22 protein-coding genes, 1 pseudogene and 1 other annotated feature are annotated in these 24,009 nt (G+C 38.7%); of the genes and pseudogenes, 4 read left to right on the forward strand and 19 right to left on the reverse strand.

Annotated elements, in window-relative coordinates; all coding sequences use genetic code 11:
• Positions 1 to 36 precede the first annotated feature (36 nt).
• From adhE to NSQ14_RS12305, 8 genes and pseudogenes are all read right to left on the reverse strand, one after another.
• On the reverse strand, positions 37 to 2,643 hold the full coding sequence (gene adhE / locus NSQ14_RS12270) for a bifunctional acetaldehyde-CoA/alcohol dehydrogenase (protein WP_328186484.1): 2,607 nt from the start codon (positions 2,641 to 2,643) through the stop codon (positions 37 to 39).
• Positions 2,644 to 3,545: 902 nt separating this feature from the next.
• Positions 3,546 to 4,475 (reverse strand): HPr(Ser) kinase/phosphatase, encoded by a 930-nt coding sequence (gene hprK, locus NSQ14_RS12275; protein WP_328186486.1) that lies wholly within the window; start codon positions 4,473 to 4,475, stop codon positions 3,546 to 3,548.
• A 204-nt stretch (positions 4,476 to 4,679) separates the two neighbouring features.
• Positions 4,680 to 4,997: pseudogene (locus tag NSQ14_RS12280) on the reverse strand (alcohol dehydrogenase); the annotation flags it as partial.
• A gap of 46 nt (positions 4,998 to 5,043) precedes the next feature.
• The gene (locus tag NSQ14_RS12285; RefSeq protein WP_034771363.1) at positions 5,044 to 5,790 is read right to left on the reverse strand and encodes an SDR family NAD(P)-dependent oxidoreductase; all 747 of its coding nucleotides are present in this window, start codon (positions 5,788 to 5,790) and stop codon (positions 5,044 to 5,046) included.
• Between the two features lie 177 nt (positions 5,791 to 5,967).
• Positions 5,968 to 7,119: an iron-containing alcohol dehydrogenase gene (locus NSQ14_RS12290; protein WP_346216402.1), complete on the reverse strand. Its 1,152-nt coding sequence runs from the start codon at positions 7,117 to 7,119 to the stop codon at positions 5,968 to 5,970.
• Positions 7,120 to 7,443: 324 nt separating this feature from the next.
• Positions 7,444 to 7,956 (reverse strand): BofC C-terminal domain-containing protein, encoded by a 513-nt coding sequence (locus NSQ14_RS12295; protein WP_051989113.1) that lies wholly within the window; start codon positions 7,954 to 7,956, stop codon positions 7,444 to 7,446.
• Between the two features lie 161 nt (positions 7,957 to 8,117).
• Complete coding sequence (nadE, locus tag NSQ14_RS12300; RefSeq protein WP_251249907.1) at positions 8,118 to 8,858, reverse strand: NAD(+) synthase; 741 nt, start codon at positions 8,856 to 8,858, stop codon at positions 8,118 to 8,120.
• Between the two features lie 594 nt (positions 8,859 to 9,452).
• On the reverse strand, positions 9,453 to 11,243 hold the full coding sequence (locus tag NSQ14_RS12305) for a S9 family peptidase (RefSeq protein WP_346216403.1): 1,791 nt from the start codon (positions 11,241 to 11,243) through the stop codon (positions 9,453 to 9,455).
• Between the two features lie 337 nt (positions 11,244 to 11,580).
• Here NSQ14_RS12305 and NSQ14_RS12310 point away from each other — a divergent pair, with 337 nt between their 5' ends.
• From NSQ14_RS12310 to NSQ14_RS12320, 3 genes are read left to right on the forward strand one after another with little or no spacing between them, the layout of a single operon-like run.
• Positions 11,581 to 11,772, forward strand: a complete 192-nt coding sequence (locus tag NSQ14_RS12310) for a hypothetical protein (RefSeq protein ID WP_346216404.1) — start codon at positions 11,581 to 11,583, stop codon at positions 11,770 to 11,772.
• Complete coding sequence (locus NSQ14_RS12315) at positions 11,769 to 11,951, forward strand: hypothetical protein (protein WP_346216405.1); 183 nt, start codon at positions 11,769 to 11,771, stop codon at positions 11,949 to 11,951. The genes NSQ14_RS12310 and NSQ14_RS12315 overlap by 4 nt, the downstream gene beginning before the upstream one ends.
• Positions 11,945 to 12,082 (forward strand): hypothetical protein, encoded by a 138-nt coding sequence (locus NSQ14_RS12320; protein ID WP_346216406.1) that lies wholly within the window; start codon positions 11,945 to 11,947, stop codon positions 12,080 to 12,082. The genes NSQ14_RS12315 and NSQ14_RS12320 overlap by 7 nt, the downstream gene beginning before the upstream one ends.
• A gap of 355 nt (positions 12,083 to 12,437) precedes the next feature.
• Here the strand turns inward: NSQ14_RS12320 and safA are convergent, their stop codons facing one another.
• On the reverse strand, positions 12,438 to 14,117 hold the full coding sequence (safA, locus tag NSQ14_RS12325) for a SafA/ExsA family spore coat assembly protein (RefSeq protein WP_346216407.1): 1,680 nt from the start codon (positions 14,115 to 14,117) through the stop codon (positions 12,438 to 12,440).
• A gap of 346 nt (positions 14,118 to 14,463) precedes the next feature.
• Here safA and NSQ14_RS12330 point away from each other — a divergent pair, with 346 nt between their 5' ends.
• The gene (locus NSQ14_RS12330; protein ID WP_346216408.1) at positions 14,464 to 14,994 is read left to right on the forward strand and encodes a hypothetical protein; all 531 of its coding nucleotides are present in this window, start codon (positions 14,464 to 14,466) and stop codon (positions 14,992 to 14,994) included.
• Between the two features lie 211 nt (positions 14,995 to 15,205).
• On the opposite strand, the gene obgE is transcribed toward NSQ14_RS12330, so the two are convergent.
• The 10 genes from obgE to minC form a co-directional block, all read right to left on the reverse strand.
• On the reverse strand, positions 15,206 to 16,495 hold the full coding sequence (gene obgE / locus NSQ14_RS12335; RefSeq protein ID WP_346216409.1) for a GTPase ObgE: 1,290 nt from the start codon (positions 16,493 to 16,495) through the stop codon (positions 15,206 to 15,208).
• A 39-nt stretch (positions 16,496 to 16,534) separates the two neighbouring features.
• Positions 16,535 to 17,068: a Spo0B C-terminal domain-containing protein gene (locus tag NSQ14_RS12340; RefSeq protein ID WP_346216410.1), complete on the reverse strand. Its 534-nt coding sequence runs from the start codon at positions 17,066 to 17,068 to the stop codon at positions 16,535 to 16,537.
• Between the two features lie 408 nt (positions 17,069 to 17,476).
• Positions 17,477 to 17,767 (reverse strand): 50S ribosomal protein L27, encoded by a 291-nt coding sequence (gene rpmA / locus NSQ14_RS12345; protein WP_034771380.1) that lies wholly within the window; start codon positions 17,765 to 17,767, stop codon positions 17,477 to 17,479.
• A 15-nt stretch (positions 17,768 to 17,782) separates the two neighbouring features.
• Positions 17,783 to 18,112 carry a ribosomal-processing cysteine protease Prp gene (locus NSQ14_RS12350; protein WP_041844868.1) on the reverse strand — a complete coding sequence of 110 codons (330 nt, stop codon included), beginning with the start codon at positions 18,110 to 18,112 and terminating at the stop codon, positions 17,783 to 17,785.
• A gap of 12 nt (positions 18,113 to 18,124) precedes the next feature.
• Positions 18,125 to 18,433 carry a 50S ribosomal protein L21 gene (rplU, locus tag NSQ14_RS12355; RefSeq protein WP_034771382.1) on the reverse strand — a complete coding sequence of 103 codons (309 nt, stop codon included), beginning with the start codon at positions 18,431 to 18,433 and terminating at the stop codon, positions 18,125 to 18,127.
• 13 nt (positions 18,434 to 18,446) lie between these two features.
• Positions 18,447 to 18,528: a sequence feature (ribosomal protein L21 leader region), on the reverse strand.
• Positions 18,529 to 18,726: 198 nt separating this feature from the next.
• Positions 18,727 to 20,151, reverse strand: a complete 1,425-nt coding sequence (locus tag NSQ14_RS12360) for a ribonuclease E/G (protein ID WP_346216411.1) — start codon at positions 20,149 to 20,151, stop codon at positions 18,727 to 18,729.
• A 39-nt stretch (positions 20,152 to 20,190) separates the two neighbouring features.
• Positions 20,191 to 21,051, reverse strand: a complete 861-nt coding sequence (locus NSQ14_RS12365; protein ID WP_346216412.1) for a M50 family metallopeptidase — start codon at positions 21,049 to 21,051, stop codon at positions 20,191 to 20,193.
• A complete protein-coding gene (locus NSQ14_RS12370; RefSeq protein ID WP_346216413.1) occupies positions 21,044 to 21,823 on the reverse strand; it encodes a M23 family metallopeptidase in 780 nt (259 codons plus the stop codon). The genes NSQ14_RS12365 and NSQ14_RS12370 overlap by 8 nt, the downstream gene beginning before the upstream one ends.
• 513 nt (positions 21,824 to 22,336) lie before the next feature.
• Positions 22,337 to 23,140, reverse strand: coding sequence for a septum site-determining protein MinD (gene minD, locus NSQ14_RS12375; RefSeq protein WP_034771393.1), 804 nt, complete (start codon positions 23,138 to 23,140; stop codon positions 22,337 to 22,339).
• The gene (gene minC / locus NSQ14_RS12380) at positions 23,140 to 23,820 is read right to left on the reverse strand and encodes a septum site-determining protein MinC (protein WP_251241238.1); all 681 of its coding nucleotides are present in this window, start codon (positions 23,818 to 23,820) and stop codon (positions 23,140 to 23,142) included. The genes minD and minC overlap by 1 nt, the downstream gene beginning before the upstream one ends.
• Between the last annotated feature and the right edge of the window lie 189 nt (positions 23,821 to 24,009).

The raw sequence follows: 24,009 nt of genomic DNA on the forward strand, positions 1-24,009 counted from the left end.
CAAAAGAGATGTCCCTCTTACAAAATGAAAATTTAATTAAATCCCTTTATAGGCTTTGCGGATGATTTCTTCAATTTCTGTAATTAGCGGTAATTTCGGATTAGCATTTGTACATTGATCTTCAAATGCTTTGTCGGCAAGTTCCGTAATTTGTGCCTCTAATTCTTCTTCTTTTACCCCGTTTTCTTTCATACTCATCGGGATATTGATTCCTTTTGCTAATTTAATAATTTCATTGACTAAACTTTCGACCCCTTCTTCAGTGGTACGAGCTGGTAATCCAAGAGCCTTTGCAATTTCCGCATAACGCTCATCGGCAATGAAATGTTCATATTTCGGGAATGTGGCAAATTTCGTTGGTTTTTGTGCATTGTAACGAATGACATGCGGCAGGAGAATCGCATTCATCCGGCCGTGTGGAATCCCGAACGCTCCGCCAAGTTTATGGGCAATACTATGATTTAAACCGAGGAATGCGTTTGAGAAGGCCATCCCTGCAATTGTCGATGCGTTATGCATTTTTTCCCTTGCCAGTTCATCGTTCCCGTTATGATAAGCTTTTGGTAAATATTCAAAAACGAGTTGAATAGCTTTAATGGCTAAGCCATCTGTATAATCATTGGCCATATTTGATACATAGGCTTCAATCGCATGGGTCAAAACATCCATACCTGTGTCAGCCGTAATTGATTTTGGCATCGTCATCACAAAACTCGGGTCAATAATAGCCACATCCGGTGTTAATTCATAGTCTGCCAACGGATATTTTATATCGAGATCTTCATCCGTGATAACCGAAAATGAAGTAACTTCAGAACCGGTACCGGAAGTTGTCGGGATACAAACGAGTTTAGATTTCTTACCTAATTCAGGGAATTTGTAAACGCGTTTCCGGATATCCATGAATTTTTGTTTTGCGCCATTGAATTCAATTTCCGGATGTTCATAGAATAGCCACATCCCTTTCGCTGCATCGAGAACAGATCCTCCACCAACCGCGATAATAACATCCGGATGGAAATTAGCCATCGCTTCGACACCTTTCATCACCACTTCAACGGAAGGTTCGGTTTTTACATCCGAGAAAATTTCACTGTGGACATAATCCGGTCTTTTTCTTAAATAATACAATACTTTATCGACGTAACCGAGCCGGACCATATCTTTATCAGCCACGATAAATGCTCTTGAAATATCCGGCATTTTCGATAAATATTGAGTTGAATTTTTTTCAAAGTAAATTTTTGGTGGAATTTTAAACCATTGCATGTTAACACGCCTTTTTGCCATGATTTTTTTATTAACTAGGTGAAATGTACCAACGTTGGTTGATACGGAGTTCCCGCCATATGTTCCGCAACCTAATGTTAAAGATGGAATATAGGCATTATAAATATCACCAATTGCACCTTGGGATGATGGCTGGTTCACAATCACACGACCGGCTTTCATCTTTCTGCCGTATTCACGAATAACCTCTTCATTTTGAGAATGAATGACCGCTGAATGACCCATACCGTTGTAATGCAACATTTCTAAGGCCCGTTGAATGCCCTCTTTTGAATTTTCAACCTTAAAGCAAGCAAGTACCGGACTTAATTTTTCACCGGATAGCGGTTCTTCCGGTCCTACTTTCACCGTTTCGGCAAGAAGGATTTTTGTGTTTTCCGGTACGCTGACTCCGGCTGCTTCGGCGATTTTATTAGCAGATTGTCCCACGACGGCCGGATTGACGCCACCGGTTTCTCGCATCACATATTTTTCAACTTTTTTCTTTTCTTCTTCCGATAAAAAATAACAATTGTTGGCAATCAATTCTTGTTTAACGGCATCATAAATTTCTTCATCGATAATCACTGCTTGTTCAGATGCACAAATCATCCCGTTGTCGAACGTTTTTGATAAAATTAAATCGTTCACAGCCCGTTTGATCTTCGCTGATTTTTCAATATAACAAGGTACGTTACCCGGTCCAACGCCTAATGCCGGTTTTCCGGAACTGTAAGCGGCTTTTACCATTCCCGATCCACCTGTGGCAAGAATTAGGGAAATACCGGGGTGTTTCATTAAGTAATCAGTTTTTTCCATAGACGGTGCTTCAATCCATTGAATACAGTTTTCCGGTGCACCGGCACGAATCGCTGCTTCCAACAATACTTTTGCTGCTTCTTTACTTGATTGTTGCGCCGATGGATGGAATGCGAAAATAATCGGGTTTCTTGTTTTAATGGCAATTAGCGATTTAAACATCGTTGTTGATGTCGGATTTGTAACCGGAGTGACACCGGCAACAACACCGACTGGTTCAGCAATTTCTACAATGCCTTCATTGTCATCTTCCCGAATCACACCTACTGTTTTATCGTATTTGATGCCGTGGTAAATATATTCCGTTGCAAACAAGTTTTTGATGATTTTATCTTCATAAACACCGCGTTTCGTTTCTTCAATAGCTAATTTGGCCAGTCGCATATGCTCATTTAATCCTGCCAAAGCCATTTCCTTGACAATATTATCAATGGTTTCTTGATCGTAATCCATAAATGCTTCCAGCGCTTTCTGACCTTTAGCAACTAACTCATCCACTTCATTTCCGGTTGGATTCACCGTTTTTTCTTCTTTTGCCAATGTTTTTGTACTCATGTTAAAGGCCTCCTATCATTTTTTATTTTTGTGCGGGATAAAGTGAAACTTCCATCAGTGGGGTTAACATCCCCCCACTGATGGTTAGTTGAACCAATCGGGCACTTACGGGCACTTATCTTCCTCCTTTACATCTTTGATTTTCCTTAAGCCACTGAGGAAGATTTAGTGTCCGTTTGTGCGGGATAAAGGGTGCACCTATAGGACTTGTTATGTCCCACACAGACATTTTTTGTCCCTATTTTACAAAAAATTACTTGTTAAAAAATCTTTTCCTACTTTTTTAGTTGAATTAATCTTCATCATTTCTTTGATGAAGACCGATAACAAGTTTAGTGACATCCTTGTTATCTAAGTTCATTATATAAACAAAAAGGATAATAATCAATATCAATGTGAAGCTTTTCACAAATTATTCGCAAGGACTTTTCGTAAAATTGATTGTAATCGTTCACATCTGGTTGGAAGCGCTATTACGAAGCGACTCCGTTCACAAATCCTCAATAATTAATATGATTCAGTAAAAATTCAGACATATATTCAGGGGGGTTTTTAAAGATTTTTCATTATTTGAAAAGTGAAGTGCTTTGTTGACTATTTTCAAGATACCAACTATGATGGCTGTGAACTTTCGCTAAACCTTAAAAACGTCGGCAAAAAGGGAATTTCCCCCAAATCGGTGACGAGATTAGGAATCGTCGACAAAAATGAGGCTCTCACAAAATCGGTGACGAGGTTGGGAATCGTCGACAAAAATAAGATCTCCGCACTCAAATTTGCCGACGAGAGCCATTCCTCGCCTCAAAACGGTAATGACAATGGGTTTTGCCAATTTATTGGTTTTCCAAGGTGCAAAACTCAAGTGAAATTTATTAGCACATAATTTTCTTTACATTTATTACCTATTCGTTTTCTTGATCCTTCAATTCGTTCTGTATCCGTTCAAAAAACTCCTCTGCGGCATTATATCCTTGCTGAAATAAATACCAATTCGTGCAAGCAGCCTCCACTAAACCAGCCACATCCCGACCAGGTTGCAATTGGATTTCAATATGGGGAATTTTCACCCCTAAATAGTCTGTATACGTCAGTTCTGGTTCCAGTTGATTATTTAATTCATTGTCTTCCCAACGGCATAATTCAATATCGAGAGCAATTCTTGTTTCTTCCTGAAATGCTTTTCTTCCATAAATTTTGGCTATATTTAAAAGACCAATACTACGGAGGGCCAAAAATTCTTTGTTTGTCCGATTATGGGTTCCGAGAAGCGTTTTGGAACTTATTTTTTTCAACACAACAATATCATCAGCAACTAAACGATGACCTCGGCCAATAAGAGTATGAGCTGTTTCACTTTTTCCGATTCCGGATTTTCCCCGTAATAAAATTCCTACGCCATAAACATTTAAACACACACCATGAATGGCAATCTCAGGTGCTAATTTATTTTTTAAATAATTGTTCAGTTTATCAATAAACTCTGAGCTTTTCTCATTTGTTCTTAATAACGGGATTCTTTCCTCTTTACAGTATTGTTTTAAATACGTTAATCCTTCTTGACCGGCTGTGACAATAAAGCAAGGTGGATGGTATTTGACAACATTTCCAATATGGTATCGCCGCTTTTCATCACTTAATTTATGTAAATAAGTAATCTCCTTTTTGCCAAGTATTTGAATTTGTTCCATTGGAAAATATTCAAAATAGCCAATAAACTCCAGTCCGGGACGATGGGTTCTTGGCTGTGATATTTTTCGGTTTAAATAATCTTCCCCTTCTAAAACTTCCAAAGAAAATTCTTGGACCAATTTTTCAATCGAAATGGTTTTCACTCATTCAGCATTCCTTCCATAATACATTTCAAACTCATCTTGTAAAAATACTACAATAGAAATGACTTTTTGCCTAGTAATAACACTCCGTCGTGAAAATATTTTATCTACCGAATTCATTCTGAAATCCAATTTAAAAAAACACCAGAACATGACCTGTCAGAATCATATCCTGATGTTTCATTACAGTCTTTTCACTTTTATTTACTCATTAGAGATAATCACCTTCATTGCTTCATTTTCAGCAGCTTGCTTAAATACATCATACGCTTCTAGAAATTGGTCAAATGTAAAGCGATGGGTAATTAATTGTTCCGGTTGCAATTTTTTGGAAGTAACTGTTTTTAAAAGCATTGGTGTTGTAGATGTATTCACAAGTCCGGTTGTTAACGTTATATTGGAAATCCATAGTTTTTCTAAATGGAATTCAACCGGTTTTCCATGTACTCCTGCGTTGGCGATATAGCCACCAGGTTTGACAATTTCCTGACAAATATCAAAAGTTGCCGGAATACCAACTGCCATAATGAATTTTTCTTTACAGATTATCTTCTCCCTTATCCCCAGTTTACAATGCTGCAGTGACTCCACCATCGACGACAATTTCCTGACCGGTAATAAATGAAGAGTCATCTGAAGCTAAGAATAAGCAAGTAGCAGCAACTTCTTCAGGATTACCGATTCTTCGTAACGGATAGTCTTTTCCTAGTTCATCAATTGATGTTTGTGCCGTTTCAGCCCCGTACGAAGCCATAGCTGTTTTGATATAGGAAGGATGAACTGAATTTACACGTACATTAAATGGACCATATTCGGTTGCCACATCTTTTGTCATGATCCGTACTGCACCTTTACTGGCTCCATACAATGCATGTCCCGGTGCACCACCTAATCCGGCGATAGAAGAAAGATTGATTACTGAGCCTGTTTTATTTTTAGCCATATGAGGTAAAACATGTTTCATTCCGAGGAAGACACCGGTTACATTAATCGACATTAGCCAATTCCATTTTTCCAATGTGATTTCTGCAAGCGGACTAATATAGTAAACACCGGCATTATTGACTAAAATATCGATTTTGCCAAACTTGTCGATCGTTGTGTTGACTACATGAATCCAGTCTTCTTCTTTTGCTACATCATGTTTAATAAAAATGGCTTCGCTGTCAATTTCAGAAGCGACTTTTTGACCTTCAGCTTCCTTAATATCCGTTAAAACAACTTTCGCACCTTCTTTTACAAAAAGTTCTGCAGTTGCTTTTCCGATGCCGGCACTTGCTCCTGTGACAATGGCTACTTTATCTTTTAATTTCATAACAATCCCTCCACTGCTTTAATGGTAATTGCTTACAATCAATACAATTTAACCTCTATTAACGAGCTTTAGGACTTCCACCAAAAAATTGAAGAATCAAGTAGTAATATTATAGCCCGCAAGCGCTCGATTCGAATCGACTAAACGCTCGGGCGCACGAGTTTTCACACTTTAATATCACATTGCTTGACGGATAATTTCCATAACTTCTTCAAGTTTTGCCTTACGCGGGTTTGTTGCTGCACAAGCATCTGCCATCGCATGTTCAGCCAAAACCGGAATATCTTCTTCTTTTGCACCTAATTCTTTAAATCCATTCGGAATATTCATATCTCTTGCCAGTCGTTCAATTGTGGCAATTGCTTTTTCTGCAGCTTCATATGTGCTTAAGTCTTTTACATTTTCACCCAGTGCAATAGCGATATTACGGAAACGATCCGGACGAGCTACAAGATTGAATCTGGATACATGCGGTAAAAGTATGGCATTACATACACCATGAGGCAAATCATAGAATCCGCCGAATTGGTGTGCAATGGCGTGAACATACCCTAAAGAAGCATTGTTGAAAGCCATACCAGCTAAATATTGAGCATAAATCATTTGTTCACGTGCTTCCAAATCTTGACCATTTGCAAATGCACGCGGCAAAAATTCAGGAATAATTTCAATTGCTTTTAATGCACAAGCATCCGTAATTGGTGTTGCAGCCGTTGATACATATGCTTCTACTGCATGTGTTAACGCATCCAAACCTGTTGCAGCCGTTAAAGATGGAGGCATACCAATCATTAACATCGGGTCATTAACAGAGAATTTCGGAGTTACATGTTTATCAACAATCGCCATTTTTACTTTTCTGCTTGTATCTGTAATAATTGTGAATTTCGTCATTTCACTTGCAGTACCGGCAGTTGTATTAATGGCAGCCAGTGGTACCATTGGTTTTGCTGAACGATCAACACCTTCATAATCATGAATCGTGCCACCATTTGCCGCAACTAAACCAATCCCTTTTGCACAATCATGGGGACTACCGCCGCCTAAAGAAATGATTGAATCACAATTTTCTTCTGTGAATATTTTCAAGCCGGCCTCAACATTTTTATCGGTTGGATTTGGTTTTACTTCTGAATATATGACAACTTCCAGACCGGCTTCCCGAACAATTCCGGCAACTTGGTCGGCATATCCTAAACTTTTGATTCCTTCATCTGTTACAATAAGAGTCTTCTTACACCCGAGACCCTTTAATCTTGATCCTACTTCCTGCACTTTATTTACGCCAAAAAGGTTTACAGTGGGCATATAAAATTCACTTGTTGCCATTTGCAATTCCTCCTTTAAAATATGGTGATGTTTTGTGGGATTTTTTGTCCATATAGGACTTTTTTTGTCCCAATCAAAGATAAGGAATATAATCATGCTGCTTAATCTATCTATCCATACCCCCGCTTTTTAGAGACGAAGAAAAGGATGAAACAAGGAGATAGATCAAAAATGTAACCGCTTTATTTTTTGGTTTTGCTTACTTGTTTCAATTTAAATTATATCGAATTCCATGAAGAAAACAATCTTTTGTGATATATTTCACAAATAGTTCACAAAAACTATTTAGCTGCCTGCACTTTTTTTAAAAAATGTCCTTTCCCCTCATTCTTCAACCGTTACACTATAAGGTTTAAAGGCCTCCAAAACATGAAGAAAATCTTCTTTTGTCCGTACTGGTATCCCTTTAACAAGTTCCTTTTGTGTTTTTGTTTCCAGTTTTCCCATATCGATTTGAAAGAATGAGTGAATGACATTGTTCACATCGGGTTTTCCATTAAAAATCGATAAAGTTCCATCGTCAGTTACACCGAAAAAACCGTTCGATTTCAATAATGGAGAAATATCGTCAACATACTTTTTAAATACGATTCGATTTCCATCCACATGTACCAATACCCAATCCGCGTATTTTTCTTGGATCTCAGATGCGGACAAATTTTCAATGATAATCTCTTCACTTTTGTCGCCATCAAGATAATGACGTTCTAATACAACTACCATTGTATCTTGATTAATTGCACCGTCTTCTGCATCGACCTGTTTTAAAAATGACGAATTGGCCATAAAAATTCCGGTTAAAATTATACCTACAAAGAAAATACGATAGATACCCAACATCCTCACTCCGATTCAAATAAAATCTTTGGATACTATTATTATTTTGACCATAGACAAAAAATAATAACCCGGAAGTTGAAAAATATTATGATTAATAAAGAAAACTCGGGCAACCAAGCTTTTTAGCGAAGGCAGGACCGAGTTTTCCTGATCAATTATCAAAATTTTGGTGGTTTTGCTGCTAAATTTCTTTTATGTTCAGAAATTCGATGCATTCTTTCAATTACTTGTTTATCCTTATCAGGGACAGCTTCCCCTTTTAAATATTTATCGATCATTTCGTAGGTTGTTCCCATTTCATTTTCATCTGTTTGACCTTCCCAAAGTCCGGCGCTCGGGGCTTTTTCGATAATCTCTTTTGGCACACCGAGAACTTTGGCCATTTCACGAACTTCTCCCTTTGTAAAGTTGACAAGTGGAACAAGGTCAACGCCACCATCGCCATATTTTGTAAAATAACCGGTATACCATTCCGCAGCATTATCTGTGCCTGTAACGAGGTAACCAAAATTGTTGGCGACCGCATATAAAGTAGTCATACGCAAACGAGCTCTCATATTTGCGTCGCCTAAACGGGCTTTTTCTTTATCCCACTCGCCCTTATCTTTTAATTCTTTTTCAATTGCAGTGAATAAGACATTATGCGTTTCGGTTAAATCGATTTTTACATAATTTATACCGGAGCTTTCTACAACTTTCATTGCATCTTCCACGTCTTTTGGATTGCTTTTACATGGCATAATAACACCTAATGAATTATTCGGAAATGCACGTTTGATTAAATGGGCAACGACGGCTGAATCGATGCCACCGCTAATTCCTACAACCAAACCGTTCAAATTTGCATTTTTTACTTGTTCTTGCAGCCATTGGACCAGTTTTTCAATCTTTTCTTCCAATTTTGGTCATCCTTTCCATTAAATTATTTCTATTTTATCATAGAAACATTTTTATGTTAAGTTTTCTAACATAATTGATTACAAACATTTTTTTGCTCCTAATGGTTCGCTTCATATGTCCGTATTTCTAAAAAGGTAATGCAAAAAGTACAATATTTTGCGCATATATAGATGCAAGCGAATATTATCTAAATATACACAAAATTTTTTAAGCATTAATTATTTTATCAGCGAGAGGCGATAAAAGAGGCACATCATATGACCGCAAAATTTTTTTGATCATTAATCATTTCATTTGTGGAGCAATTTTTAAAAAATACAAACGTGCATGTTCATTCAATTCAAGGATTTGTTAGTATTAGCATGTAACAAATGTCGTTTGATATGCAAAATTACAAGGATTCATTTGGCATCGAGAACTTGGCTCGGGGACGTTTTTCACTCCTGAATTTGGTCTCGAGAAATGATCTCAGGGAAATTTTCGGTCCTTCACCGCAAAATTTGGTCTCGGGAATCGATCTCGGGGGAATTCTCGGTCCTTCACCGCTATAAAAAAAACGCCTGAGCAAAATGCCAGGCGCGGTCTATAGAAGATTAATTTGTAAATCGATCAAAGAACTCCAGTATTTTTGTATATACCTTCACTTCATTTTCCTTTTTCGAAAAGCCATGACCTTCATCAGGAAGAACAATGTATTCGACGTCACGACCTTTTTCGCGCAATGCTTCAACTACCTGATCTGATTCCGCCTTGACAACCCGCGGATCATTGGCGCCTTGAATGACAAGCATTGGTTTGGTCATGCCGTCTAAATAGGTAATCGGCGAGTCGGCAATCAATCTTTCTTTATCCTTAACCGGATCGCCCACCCATTGTTCCATAAACGGCTTCCAGAAATCCGGAACCGATTCAATAAAGGAGAAGAGATTAGACGGTCCGAACAATTCGACAACAGCTTTAAAGTATTCTGCATGACGACCATGCAAAAGGAGAGACATATAACCACCGTAACTGCCGCCAAATAATAAAATTTTGTCCCGTTCTGCATAGCCGTTTTTTATTAACCATTCCAAACCTTTAATATTATCGAGGCGAGGTCCGTGTCCCCAGTCTCCTTCAACCATCTTCATAAATTTTAGACCGTAATTAGAGGAACCGCGAAAATTTGGTGCAAAAATTGAATAACCACGGTTCAACAGGAATTGGAACATCGAACGGAACCATTTTCTTTCCAACGATTGTGGACCGCCATGTGGCCATAAAATAACATGACCGTTATTATTTTCATTTTTGGCACGGAAAAATAATGCTTCAATTTCCAAACCATCGAAGGAAGGATATTTTATTACCTCAGGTTCAACAAGATCCTCTTCTGCCACACCGGGTACCCGGAATTTCGTTAATTCTTTCCAAGTTTTCCCTTGATCAGTGGATATAAATATATTAGTAGGCAGTGTAGAAGATCGACCTTGCACATAAACTTTGCCGCTATCCATGACCACAATTTTTTCAACCACACTAGTTGGAATTGTGACTTGTTTCAGCTCACCATTTGTCAAGTCGTACACATAAAGTCGGTCTTCTACCCCGTATGAACCAAGTAAATAGAGAAGATGATCCTTCTTAGAAAACTTCACTGACGAGAAATCTTCATTTTCAATTTGTAAAACCTTTGAAAATTCTTTTGTTGTTAAATCAAATTTTGCTAAATAGGAAAGGTCCGCATTATAATCTGTTAAAAAATAAACTTCAGTTTCGGATGTGTAGACTAAATCGGAGACAGTATGTTGATCCGGTGTTTTCGGCGTTAGTGAAAAATCCATACCATCTATATGAACAAAAGCCAGTACATATGTATTTCCATATTGCCTATAGTAAACATAACTTTTTTCTTCAGGACTGACTGCTTCTAAAAAGGTCGGAGCCTCTTTTCCTTCAAGAAGAAGTTCTTCCTCACCTGTCACTATGTTATATAGGTACGTATTTAAGTAGGTTGCGTTATTTCTGGTAGTAACATAGTAAAGTCGGGTACCGTCTTTTGTTAAATGAGAGAAAAAGTGTCGGTTGCCATCACTGACCCTAAGCGGAACAAGTTCGCCGCCATTTGGAGCCAATGCATAAAGCTGTGTATTTTCATCGCCATCATTATCAAACCCGGCAATAATAAATTCACCAGTTTTTGCATAATGAAGATCTTGAACGTTTTGATTTTTGAAAGTGAGTGGATAAGGAAACTGGTTTGGCAGATCCATTGCCCATAAATTGAAGTGACCATTTAAATTTGTACTGATCACGAGCTGTTTTTCATCAGGGCTGACAATGAAATTTTGTACCGTTAATGTCCTGAAAAATTTCTCCACGTCCGGTTTTGGAAATTGAATCATTGGAAAACACTTCCTTTTTTAAATATATAAGTATAATAGCACAATTTCGGTTATACTTGCTAAAAATATTCTTGAAATTTTGCTTGAACAATTTTGGGATAATATGTGATTTGTTATTTGAATTTCGTATCCCAAAGACGGGCGGATGTTTCGTAGCTAAAAAGAGGGTTTTCCGCCACAAATGGTGATGAGAATTGGTTTCGTCGTCAAAATAGGGCGTTTTCGACTTCAAAACGGTGACGAGATTCGGTCTCGTCGTCAAAATAAGGCGTTCCTCGACTCAAAACAGTGACGAGAATGGATCTCGTCGTCAAAAAAGGGCGTTTCTCGACTCAAAATGGTGACGAGAATTGGTTTCGTCGCCAAAATAGGGAGTTTTTCGGCTCCAAATGGTGACGAGATTTACTCTCGTCGCCAAAAAAGGGCGTTTTCGACTTCAAAACGGCGACGAGAATTGGTTTCGTCGCCAAAAGTTGGTGTTTTTCGACTCAAAACAGTGACGAGAATGGATCTCGTCGCCAAAAAATGAAGCTTTCCGTCCAAAAACGACGACGAGAACGGGCCTCGTCGCCAAAAAATGAAGCTTTCTGTCCAAAAACGACGACGAAAATTGGCCTCGTCGCCAAAAAGAAGCGTTTCTCACCTCAAAATGGTGACGAGATTTGGTTTCGTCGCCAAAATAGGGAGTTTTTCGACTCAAAATGGTGACGAGATTTGGTCTCGTCGCCAAAAAGAAGCGTTTCTCACCTCAAAATGGTGACGAGATTTACTCTCGTCGCCAAAATAGGGCGTTTCTCACTTCAAAACGACGACGAGAATTGGTTTCGTCGCCAAAATAGGGAGTTTTTCGGCTCCAAATGGTGACGAGATTTACTCTCGTCGCCAAAAAAGGGCGTTTTCGACTTCAAAACGGCGACGAGAATTGGTTTCGTCGCCAAAAGTTGGTGTTTTTCGACTCAAAACAGTGACGAGAATGGATCTCGTCGCCAAAAAATGAAGCTTTCCGTCCAAAAACGACGACGAAAATTGGTCTCGTCGTCAAAATAAGGCGTTTTTCACCTCAAAATGGTGACGAAATTGGTGTTCGCCGATTGATTGGTTTTCTAAGGTGCAAAACTTAAGCTTATTATTGGAAAGTTTTATAATTGTAAAAAATCAGTGAGGGTTTGGGTCTCACTGATTTTTGCATTAATTTTATTCATCGTCTTCATCGAATTCGTCTCTTTGATTGGTTCCCATTTCATCATAGGACATTTGACCTGTCATATCACCAGTTGCGGGAAATCCCATTCCCATCGGCATGGTTTGATACATGTTTGCCATATCCATTCCGGGCATATTACCAAACCCTTGACCAAACGGATGTCCCGACTGCATTGGTTCTGTGTATCCGATTGGTGCTTGATAAGGCATTGCTCCTGCCATTGGTCCGGTTTGAGGTAAGGCAAAAGGTGGTGCACCACAGCCGCAATCACCCTGTCCCGGCATATCAAACATCGGTTGCATCATTGGATATGGTTGTTGACCCATAGGATACGTTGGTTGCATCATTGGACTTGTTTGTTGTGTCATTGGGAAAGCTGGGTGCATCATCGGGGTGAAAGAAGGTTGCAGCATTGGATTTGTCGTTAATGGCATTGAATACGGAGCTTGGTCAGGAACACTCATTGGATTTTGCATATGCTCAGTCATAGGAGTTTGATAAAGTGTTGAACCATCTTGATTATCATCCAAGTCCATTCCATCATCATCCCAATTTATTTGTCCGGTTCCCATTGGCATTCCGGTTGATTGTTGGTAAGTTCCCATACCCGGTGACATCATCGGTTGGAATCCACTTTGATCCATTGAGTCCATCATCATTTGCTGGTCCATCCCTTGTGCCATCGGTTGCATCGTGGATGGGTCAAAACTTCCCATCATTTGCTGACAACTAGGCTGCATCGGCATCATCATTTGTGAATCCGCACCTTGCATCACGTTCGGGTCGAAACCGCTCATCCCATGGGGAGGCATCATCATTTGAGGATCGCTTCCTTGCATCATACCCGGGTCGAAACCACCCATCCCCATCTGCGGATCGCTTCCTTGCATCATACCCGGGGCAAAACCACCCATTCCCATCTGCGGGTCGGCTCCTTGCATCATTGGTCCGGTAAAACCTTGCATCATAGGTTGATAGGCAAATGGGAAACCATGATGAATAGGTTGATGGCATGGCGAATAAATAACCGGAGTTAACGGCATACACGGCAATCCCGAACCAGGTAAAACAGGTGTCATCGGTATACACGGCGAACATGGATACATTGGTTGCATCATCATTGGCGGTTGAGCCATTTTTGGATGAATCATTTCCGGAGCTTCTTTAATCGGTTCTTCCATTTCCGGTGGTTCCGGCATTTCTTTGATCGGTCCTTCTTTTTCAAAAACAGGAATCTCAACTTGCTGGACCGGTTGTTGCTGTTCGATGTTCATTTTTGCCATGTTGACCATATAATAATTATTAATATCTATTTCCGGAATAATCGGTTGTGGCGGTTTCGGCATATAAATCGGCTTTGGAACTTCTTTAATAATTTCTTTTGGTTGTTCAAACATTTTCACCGGTTCGTCAACAGGAATTGTTGGTGGTTTTATTTGGGCAAAAGGGTGTTCAGTAATTGGAGCTTCTTTATTAATTGGCACCTCTTTAACCGGCATTTCTTTTTTTACCATTCCACTATTGGTGGGAACCTTAATTTTCATTCCGGGCATTATTTGGTCCGGATTCGATAAATGGGTGTTCATACTTTTTAGCTGATTGAAGTCGACGCCATATTTTTGGGCAATCTTCCACAGTGTATCTCCTTTTTGGACAATGTGAATCCTCACTCATTTCCCCTCCTAATCTAAACTCGCTATATATTGTATGAAACAATGGGCAAATTGCCATTCATTCTCGTATAAACTTATGAATATACCGAAATATTTATGTCGCAAGGGCGGATATTTAAAGATTGTTTGAAAAAATAAGGCGGTTCTTGATTCTACGTTACAAGACCTCTTGAATACCTTTATCATCAAACAAGTCTATAAAACAGAAAAAATATAACCCAATTCAATAAAAATTTATTGTTATTCAATAAATAGGCATCTATAATATAATTAAGAAAAAATTTTTCAGAGGCGGGAAATGAGATTGACCCCCCCATTATAAGGTTATCAGGAGGAATATAATATGAGTTTTACTTTTCTATTTATATTAGGATTCATAGGGATACTGCTTGTTCAACTTTTAAAAAGACCAATATTAGCAATGGTTAATGATAAGAATAAAATTACCAGGACTCTTAGCCATTGGGCTTGGTATCAAAATCCATGGCTTGCCGGCCTGTTTATATTTGCCGTCAATGCGGTTTTCTTTTCCATAACCGTTTTCATACTTTTTCTCTTGATGTATTTCTTGATTCCCTATTTACATTTTTTTGTGATGGTTTCCGCTGTCTTAATAAGTTTATATGCATGGATTTTATTTAACAAAGCATGGAGCGGAACAAAACGAGATCAGTTGATTATGGGAGCTGTTGGCAGTAGTTTTTATATTCTTTTAACCATCGTATTTGTTTATTGGTTCATCACGCTGAAACCTGATTATCCCGGACAAGATCTGTTTATGGCTGCACTAGGTTTAATGATGGCCATTTTGGTGACTACCGTTGCAGCAATTACCTGTTTTCTGTTTACCGGGTTTTCATCAAAAGCTAAGTAAGTATTGCCCGGACAACGAAGACGTGTTGCTGTTGATTTGTGCAGATTTTCATCAAAAGCTAACTCGGACAGCGAGGACGTGTTGTCGTTAATTTGTGGAGGTTTTCACAAAAACTAAGTAACTTTTGCCCGAAAATGTCCCATTGATTTTACCAAAATAAAAAACTGCCTTCAATCTGGATTAATTGCCCAAAATGAAGACAGTTTTTCAGCTATTCAATAAACTCAAACTCAAAATCAAGCAAACGGACGATATCGCCATCCTTTGCCCCGCGCTCCCGAAGTGCATCATCTACACCCATGCCGCGCAATTGTCTGGAAAAACGCCGAACCGATTCATCATGGGTGAAATCAGTCATCTTGAACAACTTTTCAATTTTTTCTCCACTTAAAACAAATACCCCATCCGGATCCCTGGTAATGATAAAATCTTGTTCAGCTTTTTCATGTTTATAAACAACACGGTTTATCGTTTCATCTTCTTCTACATGGTGGAGCGGGAATTCAGGTGTGTTCTCCAACGTATCGGCAATCGCAAAAAGCAATTCACGAATCCCGCTTTGGGTAACTGCCGAAATTGGGAAAATCGGAATATCTTCCTGTAATTGTTCCTTAAATTTTTCCAGATTTTCTTCCGCACCGGGCATATCCATTTTATTGGCCGCAATCATCATAGGACGTTCGGTTAAACGCAAATTATATTCCTTTAATTCCTTATTAATCGTTAAAAAATCTTGGTATGGATCGCGCCCTTCCACAGCACCCATATCAATGACGTGGACAATGACCCTTGTCCGTTCAATATGGCGTAAAAATTGAAGTCCTAGCCCTGCACCCTGATGCGCCCCTTCAATCAATCCCGGCAAATCAGCCATAACAAAACTTCTTCCATCTTCTGTTTCAACGACACCTAAATTCGGCACAATCGTCGTAAAATGGTATTCGGCAATTTTTGGTCTTGCCGAAGATACAATCGATAAAAGCGTTGACTTTCCGACACTGGGAAATCCAACGAGACCAACATCTGCTAATACTTTTAATTCCAAAACAATATACCGTTCTTGCCCCGGTTCTCCATTTTCCGCAATTTCCGGAGCGGGGTTTCTTGACGTAGCAAATCGGATATTCCCTCTGCCGCCGCGACCGCCTTTTGCAATGACTGCCCGCTCGCCATGACGAACAAGGTCAGCAATTACCTCACCCGTATCATCATCTTTTACAACAGTACCCGGGGGAACTTTTACAACCAAATCTTCAGCATTTTTTCCGTGCTGACTTTTTGAGCGACCATTTTCTCCTTTTGTCGCTTTGAAATGACGTTGATAACGAAAATCCATTAATGTGCGCAGTCCTTCATCAACAATAAAGATAACATTTCCGCCTTTCCCGCCATCTCCACCGGCCGGACCACCTTTTGGGACATATTTTTCGCGACGGAAAGCAACCATTCCGTTTCCACCGTCGCCACCTTTAACATAAATTTTTACTTGATCGACAAACATTGAATATCTCCTTCCATGAAAAACATATGCTTAACGACGTTATTCACCATGAATTTTTATTTCAAAAGATAAAGCTTCTGGATTGATATTTACGCTGTTTATTGAAAAGCTCGGTGTTTGTTTATGTAAAAATTGCTTTATTGCTTCTGACTCTTTTATTATTCCATAGAATTCAATAAAGAAACACAGTACATCTTCTTCCAAATTCATTTCTATGTATAAATCATTTTGCACATTTGGATCGGCATAGTCGTCAATGATCTGAAACAAGTTAGAGAACCATTGAAAAATTTTTTCATCATTAAAATTGGTTAATTTCCGAGGACTTGATACTTCATAATGTAAAACAAATGAATGCTGTTCCCAATTAAAAGTGAGTAGTAAAGAAACAAATTTAGATAATGTCAAATTGGATAATTTTGATTCCTGCTCGGCTGCATGGATAATTTCATTCATAATTTCATCAACTTTTTCAAGATTTCCCAGGGCAATATAACCTTTTATTAATTGTAGTCTGTTCAACCAATCATGTCGTGCATGCCGTAAAACCTCTATCACATTCCATTCCCGCATACTTCCCCTCAACCTTTCTTCACTCTGTTTCTATGTATGTTTGGTCCTGTTAAGCTTGTCCTCGTTGGATGCTTTCGCGGATGTACTTTTCTTTGTTTCTATGCAAGGTATGCCGCTTAACCCTCGTCTTCGCTAGATGCTCTTGCATTTGTACTTATCTTTTTCCCTAGTTACAATCTCCAAAAATTTCCGCCTAGTTTTTGCTAAAAATTCCCTCTATATGTAAGTCTAATGGTCACTAGCTTTATTAGAAAATATGTTTTGGTGCTAACCATAAGTATAACATAAACAAATTTTTCCGGTGAATATGCTAAAGGAAGGACAAAATACAAAAGGCCAGACACGCGAAACAAACAGTCTTGGCAGAATGTTTGCAGCTGTCTGACCTTTCTAGAAGTCCGCTACCACTTACGCTTCTTTTGCTACCGGGTATACACTGACTTTTTTCTTGTCGCGTCCCATACGTTCGAAACGGACAACACCATCAACTTTTGCAAATAATGTATCATCGCCGCCGCGACCTACATTTTCACCCGGATAGATTTTTGTTCCGCGTTGACGATAAAGGATAGAACCGCCCGTTACAAATTGACCGTCCGCACGTTTTGCACCAAGACGTTTCGCAATGGAGTCACGACCGTTCTTTGTCGAACCTACCCCTTTTTTAGACGCAAAAAATTGAAGATCCATTCTTAGCATTTGTTCCACCTCCTACTATTTGAAAGAAATTTTTATATAATCACTGTAACTATCCTTAATTGATTGTAAAGCGACAACCATTCCTTGAAGGAGAAGCTGTACTTTATCATCGGTTTCTTTCGGTAATTCCGGCACTTGCCAATGGAGATAGCCTCCTTTACCGCCTTGTTCGACATCCGGAACAACACCTGCCAAGGATTCCACTGCATTTAGTGTACCGATTGTCACCGCAGAAACCCCTGCACAAACAACATCTGATCCGTATTTATCAAAATTCGCATGACCTTCAACAGTAAAGGCTGCAATTTTGTGATCGGACGTTAGATTGATGGTGACTTTTATCATTTGTCAGTCGCCCTAGCCTTGAATTTTTTCAATCGTAACTTTTGTATAAGGTTGACGATGACCTTGTTTTTTACGATAGTTTTTCTTCGCTTTATATTTGAAAACAATAATTTTCTTTTGACGACCGTGTTTTTCTACTTTACCAGTAACCGTAGCACCTTCGACAAAAGGAGCACCAACTTTAACATTTTCGCCACCGATGAACAATACTTTATCAAAAGTTACTGTTTCACCGTCAGCTGCGTTTAATTTTTCAACATAAATCGATTGACCTTCTTCAACTTTAAGTTGTTTACCGCCAGTTTCAATAATCGCGTACATAATTGCACCTCCTCTATAGACTCAGACTCGCCGCCATTCGGTGTTTTGCACAATTTGCAAAATCTTAAACCGAATACGAGCGGTTGTAGCACGGGTGCTACAAACCATAACATATGAATACTATCATAATAAAACAAACATGTCAATCCATTAAAAATCGTTTTGGTACATATATCACCGGACAAATCTTTTAATATAATCGTGTGGCTTGTGAAATTCCACTAGTTCAGATTTGATAAGATAGCAATAATAAAACAAACATGTCAATCCATAAAAAATCGTTACGGTGCGCATCACCGGACAAATCTTTTAATATAATAGTGCGGCTTGTGAAATTGCACTTGTTCAAATTTGATAAGAAAATGCAAGGTTTTCTCTAAATTTTCGAGATGGTGTTTATATTCCCCACTAAAGTAGTCAATGATGTCTTCTGTTGCTTCTATAACAACTTCCGAAAAATCTTTGTTTTTAAACGCCCATAATTCCCGCTCTAAGCGAAAGGCGATTGTAGCAGCTGATTCAACAAAACCGGTACCATGACAAGCTGCGCACGGTACCGTCATTTGGTTCAAAAGACTCGGTTTCGTTCTTTTCCTCGACATTTCCAAAATACCTAAAGCCGTAAAACCGTAAATAATTGTTCGCTCATAATCCCGGACAAATTCTTCTTTTAAAAGCTGAATGATTGCCTTCCTATCTTTTTCATCCCGCATATTAATAAAATCAATGAGGATATTCCCACCGATATTACGGAGGCGGACCTGCCTAGCAATTTCCTTAGCGGCCAATCGGTTCGTTGTCATGATGGTATCCCTTTTCAACTTATAACTCGGTGATTTAGCGGTATTTACATCGATTACCGTAAAAGCTTCATTTTCCTCAATGACAATATTTGCACCATTATCAAGCCATACTACCCTTTTATGCAATGTGTCCAGTTGATCATCCAACATAAAATGGGAAAAAATATTCTCTTTCCCTTTATAATTCGTTAGTTGACAGCGATTTTCCCAATCCGTTTTCAGTTGCCGGAACAGGTTTGAATCATCACAGATTATCTCTGTAAATTCTTCCTTGTCATAAATCTTTTTTATTTCCTCAAAAAACAAGTTCTTCTCCACTATTGGCGCAGGAGCTTTCAAATGACCGGCAAGTTTTTCAAGTTGTTGAAACTCCGCTCTTAATTGATTGAGACGGGTGACAAATTCTTCCTTCGTTAATTTTTCAGCGCGGGTACGGAACAAAATGCCTTCCGCTTCTTTCTTTGTCTCCACAGCCCACATTTTAAGTTGGTTTCTTACGTCATTCGGTAATTTTTTCGATGCGGCAACATAATACCCATATGGCATATAAACGATCATCTCATCACTAAGTTCGATATTTCTCGTCAAACGGTAATATTTTGTATCGGTTTCATCTTTAATAACTTGGACAATCATTTTATCACTTTGGTTTACTCTAGGCAGGGACCTGATAGAGTCATCTTTTTCCATATTTGCCGGACTTTGTGACAGTTGTAAATAACCCTTTTTTCCTTTTCCAATATTGATAAAAGCGGCATCCATACTAGGCATGATTTTTTCAACAATGCCAATATATATATTCCTGAGCAATGATTGTTGTTCCGGTTGCTCAATATACAGTCTTTGGATTTGCTTATCCTCAATTAGTGCCATTCTTTTTTCTGATTCTCTTGCATTGATTAGTAATCGTTTCATTTTCACAATCCTTCTTATATCATTGAACTCTTCTCCATTTTAATAAAGTAAATCCTCCAATTTCAACTGGACAGGAGATTTTTCAAAATAATATTGTAAAATTTTTTTCTCCGGAATGATGGCAACCTGTTTTCCTGCATCGATAACAATAATTTGATGACCGGTTCCCCGCTGGAATTTTCCGATGGCGCTTGAAAGTAAGTCGTCTTTTTTTGCATAGATCTTTTTTATACGACCCACTTCATCGGGCGGTCGATGATATCGTTCAATTAAAAACCGCATCCACGTATACGGACGGTCTTTCCATTCGTTATGTAAAGATAGAAATAAGAAGATGGCAATTACCCAACCGTTTAAATGGAAAGGAAAAACGATAAGAATAACGGAACAATATATGAACAAGAACAAAAGTGACAGAATAATCGAACGTTTCAAGGCAATATGGAACGGATAATATTTGGTAAAAAGCAAATAGACGATTTTCCCTCCATCCAAAGGCATAATTGGCAAACAATTAAATATCAAAATCATAAAGTTATAGTTGATAAAATCAGTATATATTCTGTCTCCGATTATTTGACATTCATGAAAAAGAAAGGCGGAAATCATCATCCAAACGTGCTGAGCCGGTCCACAGACTGTGACAATGAACTCCTCTTTAATCGGTCGATTTCCATGTTCATCTGTTTCTAAAACTCCACCAAATGGTAAAAGGATAATGTTCTTAATTCTCCATGAAAAAAAAGAAGCGGCCGCAGCATGGCCTAATTCATGAATCAGAACAATAACAATTAACAGCAACAGTTCTTGAAAGCGTGCAGTTATTACGGCAATTGCAACAATAAGCCAAAGCAATGGATGTATATGGATTTGGGTCAGGAGTCGGAGCCATTTATTCAAACTTAATCACCTGAACAGGGTCAATAAATTTTTCATCTTGTTTAATGGCAAAATAAAACTCGCCTGTTGTTTCGTTTTCTTTTGATGAGACGATACCTATTTGATCGCCTGCTTGAACTTTATCATAGGCTTTTACTTTGATTTCCCCCAACTGTCCATACCAAGTTTCCGATTGATCCGGATGTTGAATAATGATTGTTTTTCCAAATTCTTTATCAACACCGGCAAATTTCACAACACCGCTTTGAATTGCCTCGACTGCTTCTCCTTTTACCGTTTGAATTGTAACGCCTTGATTATCCGCTTGAAAGTCTTCTAGAATTACCCCGTTAGCCGGAAGTGCATATTTAGCCGGCGCTTCTTTTTTATTTGGTGCCTTCTCCGGGAAAAGTGCTAACGGTTTACCAAATGTATCTTCATACCAGTCCGCAACCATGGCAAATTGGAATTCTTTTTCCATTATTTGCGTCACTGTTGAACGGACCGGTTCCAGCTGTTGTGATTGATTTTTGAACGCAATGGCCACAATAAGGACCAAGCAAGCTGAAGCCAATATTTTAAATAAGAATATTTCTCGATTAAATAACGGATGTTCAGTGTTTTTCATTCCTTCATTCATGGAAAACCAAGTAAAGTCATGTTGTTCTTGGTACTCTGGAAATACTGGAGTCTTCACATTTCTTTCACTTTCTATCGTTTTAGGCGGATAGGATCGTTTATATTTCTTGCGTTTTTCAATCCGCTTCAAGACTTCTTTCCTTCGATCTTTCAAACTACTCCCCCCTTCCGAAAAAACTCGGATTGTCCACTCAGTAAAATGTATGACTTGTCCGCAGTTTATATGACATGTCTAATTTGGAACTTGTTTTTTCAATCTTCCGGTGTTGCTGCTGTTGAATTTTTTGGGGGCCTATTGTTGAATTCGGGTAGGGTACTGGTGATTTCTCGTAATTTACTGGTGAATTCACGGGGCAAGCTGTTGAATTACTCAATTTTACTGGTGAATTCATATCCAAGTACTGGTGAATTTTCCTTTTTCACTGTTGAATTCGGGTAGGGTACTGGTGATTTCTCGAAATCTACTGGTGAATTCGCAGAGCCTTACTGTTGAATTCAGGGATTCTTCTGTTGCTAGTTGGATCCGGGTACGCTCATGAACCGTTGGCGCTAGACTGCTAAACAATGAAAAAACTATCGGTGCGACCGCGCATCATCAAAATAAAAAAAGAATGCCAATGTTTATCAGCATCCTCTTAAAAATATCAAAATATGTAAAAATTTATGCCTATGCCCGGGCACCAAAAAATTTTTTCAACCGTGAAAACATGCCTTTTCCGTTATCTTCAAGCTGTTGCAATGGTACCGATTCGCCTAAGATTCGTCTTGCAATATTCCTGTAAGCGATACTTGCTTTACTGTCCGGATTCATAACGATTGGTTCGCCAACATTTGATGCTTTAATGACCTCTTCATCATCGGCCACAATACCAATTAGTTCTATAGCCAAAATATTTGTTACTTCATCGACATCAAGCATTTCCCCGCGTTTAACCATATTGGTACGGATTCGATTGATAACCAATCTTGGCGGTTCAATCGGTTCTTTTTCCAGTAAGCCGATAATTCGGTCAGCATCACGTACCGATGATACTTCCGGCGTAGTCACAACAATAGCCCGATCAGCACCGGCTATGGCATTTTGGAAACCTTGTTCAATACCAGCGGGACAGTCGATAATGACATAATCAAATTCATTTTTTAAATCATTGACTACCTTTTTCATCTGTTCCGGATTAATCGCAGTTTTATCGCTGCTTTGAGAGGCAGGAAGTAAGTACAATTTATCTTCAAAACGTTTATCTTTGACAAGTGCTTGGTGTAATTTACAGCGACCTGTAGCTACATCGACGATATCATAGATAATCCGGTTTTCCAAGCCCATGACAACATCCAGATTACGTAAACCGATATCGGTATCAACTAAACAAACCTTTTTCCCTTGTAGAGCCAGAGCAGTACCTATATTAGCAGAAGAAGTGGTTTTCCCTACTCCACCTTTTCCAGAAGTAATTACGATTGCCTCACCCATTAAGACAAGCCTCCTTCCACAAAACGATTTATGTTTGGTCGAATCTTATTTAAAACTGATAATCTATCAATAACTAATTGCTTTTCTTGATTCAGATAGGCACATTCTGATTCGTCGTTTATCTTATTCCGATCCAGTGACTGCCCAAAGTAATCCGCAATTCGCAATTGGGTCGGCGTCATTGTAGCAGCACAAATTACAGCTTCCTCATTACCGTTCATACCCGCATGAGCCATTCCCTTTAACCTTCCTAAAATGAAGATATTGCCGCTTGCCATCACTTTGCCACCCGGATTTACATCACCGATCAACAATAGGTCTCCTGTAATTTCCAAAATTTGCCCCGAGCGAACAATTTTGGTTACGACTGTAAAACCTTTTTCGGTTTTTATTCGATTCAGTTCTTCTTTTAATATAACATTTGATTCGATAGATGCAATGATTAAATTTTTTTCCGGTCTGATTAATTCTCTTAATTGCTGTTCCTGTTCCTTGGTAAGTAATCGATTACCGGTATGAATACGAACAGAAACTTCATGAGAATCGTCCATGAGCTGTGAATGTGGAAACAATTTCTCTTCAACTTCTTTTAAAAGGTCAAAAAAGGAACAAGTATCATCAAGACGTAACAATAGCCCGTCTTTTGTACCTTTTATCGTGACATTTTGCGTCTTCATCATGCATGATTTCACCTCAATAAAGTAAAGTTCGACAAAAGCCAGGCAATTTCCTTTATTTTTCCTGTAAAAATCCGAAAAACAAATTTTATGAAAAATAAACTCTTTGTACAGGACGATTAACAATCAAATTTTTTCCGAAAATTACACATGAACAATCCGTAAACGCAAAATACTGTAGAGCTTTACCCG

It is taken from the genome of Caldifermentibacillus hisashii (genome assembly GCF_039654145.1).
GTDB lineage: Bacteria > Bacillota > Bacilli > Bacillales > Caldibacillaceae > Caldifermentibacillus > Caldifermentibacillus hisashii.

Bases quoted from the DNA above. Each gene is read 5' to 3' on its own strand.
- adhE (WP_328186484.1), bottom strand. From the start codon at position 2,643: ATGAGTACAAAAACATTGGCAAAAGAAGAAAAAACGGTGAATCCAACC.
- NSQ14_RS12285 (WP_034771363.1), bottom strand. From the start codon at position 5,790: ATGAAATTAAAAGATAAAGTAGCCATTGTCACAGGAGCAAGTGCCGGC.
- NSQ14_RS12290 (WP_346216402.1), bottom strand. From the start codon at position 7,119: ATGGCAACAAGTGAATTTTATATGCCCACTGTAAACCTTTTTGGCGTA.
- NSQ14_RS12305 (WP_346216403.1), bottom strand. From the start codon at position 11,243: ATGATTCAATTTCCAAAACCGGACGTGGAGAAATTTTTCAGGACATTA.
- NSQ14_RS12310 (WP_346216404.1), top strand. From the start codon at position 11,581: ATGGTGACGAGAATTGGTTTCGTCGCCAAAATAGGGAGTTTTTCGGCT.
- NSQ14_RS12315 (WP_346216405.1), top strand. From the start codon at position 11,769: ATGAAGCTTTCCGTCCAAAAACGACGACGAGAACGGGCCTCGTCGCCA.
- NSQ14_RS12320 (WP_346216406.1), top strand. From the start codon at position 11,945: ATGGTGACGAGATTTGGTCTCGTCGCCAAAAAGAAGCGTTTCTCACCT.
- NSQ14_RS12330 (WP_346216408.1), top strand. From the start codon at position 14,464: ATGAGTTTTACTTTTCTATTTATATTAGGATTCATAGGGATACTGCTT.
- obgE (WP_346216409.1), bottom strand. From the start codon at position 16,495: ATGTTTGTCGATCAAGTAAAAATTTATGTTAAAGGTGGCGACGGTGGA.
- NSQ14_RS12340 (WP_346216410.1), bottom strand. From the start codon at position 17,068: ATGCGGGAATGGAATGTGATAGAGGTTTTACGGCATGCACGACATGAT.
- rpmA (WP_034771380.1), bottom strand. From the start codon at position 17,767: ATGCTAAGAATGGATCTTCAATTTTTTGCGTCTAAAAAAGGGGTAGGT.
- NSQ14_RS12350 (WP_041844868.1), bottom strand. From the start codon at position 18,112: ATGATAAAAGTCACCATCAATCTAACGTCCGATCACAAAATTGCAGCC.
- rplU (WP_034771382.1), bottom strand. From the start codon at position 18,433: ATGTACGCGATTATTGAAACTGGCGGTAAACAACTTAAAGTTGAAGAA.
- NSQ14_RS12360 (WP_346216411.1), bottom strand. From the start codon at position 20,151: ATGAAACGATTACTAATCAATGCAAGAGAATCAGAAAAAAGAATGGCA.
- minD (WP_034771393.1), bottom strand. From the start codon at position 23,140: ATGGGTGAGGCAATCGTAATTACTTCTGGAAAAGGTGGAGTAGGGAAA.
- minC (WP_251241238.1), bottom strand. From the start codon at position 23,820: ATGATGAAGACGCAAAATGTCACGATAAAAGGTACAAAAGACGGGCTA.